Annotated in this window: 3 protein-coding genes and 1 pseudogene; 1 reads left to right on the forward strand and 3 read right to left on the reverse strand. The window is 63.2% G+C overall.

The genetic code is table 11. From position 1 onward, the window contains the following. From MOV74_RS36820 to MOV74_RS36830, 3 genes and pseudogenes are all read right to left on the reverse strand, one after another. A pseudogene (locus tag MOV74_RS36820) lies at positions 1-259 on the reverse strand (DUF2147 domain-containing protein); the annotation flags it as partial. Positions 260-453: 194 nt separating this feature from the next. Beyond that, the gene (locus tag MOV74_RS36825; RefSeq protein ID WP_246932269.1) at positions 454-942 is read right to left on the reverse strand and encodes a hypothetical protein; all 489 of its coding nucleotides are present in this window, start codon (positions 940-942) and stop codon (positions 454-456) included. A 13-nt stretch (positions 943-955) separates the two neighbouring features. Beyond that, entirely contained in the window at positions 956-1,747 is a 792-nt protein-coding gene (locus tag MOV74_RS36830; RefSeq protein WP_246932270.1) for a transporter substrate-binding domain-containing protein, read from the reverse strand. Positions 1,748-1,861: 114 nt separating this feature from the next. On the opposite strand from MOV74_RS36830, the gene MOV74_RS36835 reads away from it, so the two are divergent. After that, the coding region (locus MOV74_RS36835) for a DUF1993 family protein (protein WP_249797606.1) at positions 1,862-2,079 on the forward strand (218 nt) is incomplete at its 3' end.

Consider the following 2,079-nt stretch of genomic DNA (forward strand, 5'->3'; position numbering starts at 1 on the left):
CGGGCGGTGCGGCAGGAGCGGGCGCAGGTGCCGGAGCAGCCGGCGCTTGCGGATCGACGGTGGCTTGCTGCGGCGCCTGCTCGTTCTTCTTGGCCTTCTTGGCCTTGCCCTGGCCGGTGTTGTCGTACACGCCCGGGATCTGCACCGTGCCGCGGTCCGGATCGATCCGGATGGTGCGCCCGCCATATTCGAAAGTGTATTGTGCTTGAGCAGCTGTACTCGCCAAAAGGAATGCGGCCGCGGCCAACAGCTTCCTCATTTCCATCTCCTGAGCAGATAGTCCCCGGACCAGACGCTTACGCCCCGGTTCGATCTTCAAAAGTGATCTAGATCACTGTTCTCGGTATGAGTCGTGCTCGTGCTGACCTTGGTTCAATAACGCCGAACTCTGCCTGGAGTTGGGCGGGGCGGCGCCGGTCGGCGCCTGATCAGCGAAAATCCAGTGCGCCCCGTCTACTTCCGCGGACAACCCGCATTGGCCGCCTGTTGGGCGCGGGCAAGCGCTGCGTCGTTCGCCTTATCGGCATGAACATCGACCGAACCAACGAGGCAGGCATTTGCGCCGCTGATCCCGAACACGGAGAGCTCCTGGAGCTCCTTCTCATCGACGTCGACCCGTCGCCAGGTGCGGATCACAGCGGCCCTTGGTGCGCCGGCACGCATGATCCATTGCACCTTTCCGCCAAACGACTTGCCGGCGCCGCGCCATTGCGCGGTCGGCCCGGACACCTTCTCGATTCCGCCCCGAGGCGCAATCGTGACCGATACGATGTTGCCTTCGTCGGCAAAGCGCACCACGTAACCGGCCGGACCCGGGCAGGTCCACAGACCGAGCTCGTCTGTCGACTCGTCCTTGCATGCCGGCCCGGTCGCGGGTGTGAACTTCGACTGTGCGAGCGCACCGTGGAACCCGCTGATCCCGAGCACAATTACGACCGCCAATTTCCTTCGCATGTCAGTCGAACCAGGCGGCGTAGATCTTCTTGTAGCTGCCGTCTTCCATGGAAATGTGCAGCCATTGGTCGACGAAGGCCTTCAGCGCCACGTCGCGCTGGAGCCAATAGGCCTTCTCGGAGAAGTCGAATGGTTTTTCGGGATGCACCGCGCAGAGCACGCCGGCGTGCTGCTTCTGCTGGTAGCGCGTCTCGGAGGCGTCCGTCATCATCAGATCGGCGTTGCCCTTGGCGATCTCGTCGAAGATCACGGTGTTGTCGGGGAAGACGGTGATCTCGGCGTCCTTGACATTGGCGCGTGCGAAACGCTCGTTGGTGCCGCCGGGATTGACGATCACGCGGGTGCCCTTCTTGTCGATGTCCGGAAGCGTCTGGTATTTACCGACGTCGGCGCAGCGCGTGATCGGGGTCTTGCCCTCGCGCATGATCGGTGTCGAGAAGAATCCCTTCTTCTGCCGGTCGAGCGTGACCGAGACGCCGCCCATGGCGATGTCGAACTGGTCGGCCTCGAAATCCTTCATCAGCTTCGGCCAGGCCGTGGGGACGAACTCGACCTTGACCCCCAGCGCCTTGCCGAGCGCTTCCGCCATGTCGACGTCGAAGCCGCTGAACTGCTGCGTGGTCTTGTCCAGGTAGGTGAAGGGCTTGTAGTCGCCGGTCATGCCGACGCGCAGAGTGCCGCGCTTGACGATCTCGTCGAGGCGCGAGGGCGCCTGCTGCGCATGGGCCGAAAGGTTTGCCAGCAACGCGACGGCCACAGCCGCCAGGATTCGAACAGCCCTTCGAACGATCATCTCTTTTCCACCCATGCCCGAACTGCCATTGTGCAACTCTTGAGGTGTGGATTTAGCCCAGATGCCCGTCGCTGGCGAGGCGCAATTGGAAGGAATTCAGAGGTGACGATCTCAATGTACGAGGCCTCGGTCGGCCTCTTCGTGCCCTACTTGCGAAATCTGTCCACACTGCTCGACAAGGGCGTCGCCTATGCCGAGGCCCGCAAGTTCAACCCGACGGTCCTGCTCGGCATGCGAATGGCGCCGAACATGTACGACCTGGCGCAGCAGATCGGCGAGGCCTGCCGCCACGCCACCGTCGCGCCGGCCTTGCTGGCCCAGTGCGAGCCGGT

Origin of the sequence: Bradyrhizobium sp. SHOUNA76 (assembly GCF_023006445.1) — a bacterium.
Taxonomy (GTDB): Bacteria; Pseudomonadota; Alphaproteobacteria; order Rhizobiales; family Xanthobacteraceae; genus Bradyrhizobium.